This window comes from Burkholderia sp. SIMBA_062 (assembly GCF_046534765.1).
Lineage (GTDB): Bacteria > Pseudomonadota > Gammaproteobacteria > Burkholderiales > Burkholderiaceae > Burkholderia > Burkholderia ambifaria.
This window is the reverse complement of sequence record NZ_JAWRYD010000280.1, coordinates 1-270: the sequence shown is the minus strand read 5'-3', so window position 1 is coordinate 270 and position 270 is coordinate 1. Positions and strand designations below refer to the sequence as shown.

General features: G+C 59.3%; 1 pseudogene. It reads right to left on the bottom strand.

Going from position 1 to position 270, the window contains the following annotated elements:
• Window positions 1-270 (bottom strand): annotated as a pseudogene (locus SB786_RS36365) (phage tail protein); the annotation flags it as partial.

Genomic DNA, 270 nt, shown 5'->3' with positions numbered 1-270 from the left:
ACGGCACCTGATACAGCCCCGTCGCCTCCAGATTATCCAGATAGAGATTCTGGCCGTTACGCCACCAGTCATCCTCACGATGAAAGTCCGGCATCTCAATCCCCGCCAGATGATAAGCATCCCGGAACAGTGTGTAACAGTCCGTCACACCGTGCTCAAAGCGCCGCCCGGTGAGATGCGGCACACAGCGGAACTTATGAATCGTCCCCCGGCAGACCAGCCACCACGGCAAATCACTCTGCACCTGCAGCCGCCGGTCGGCCTCACTCA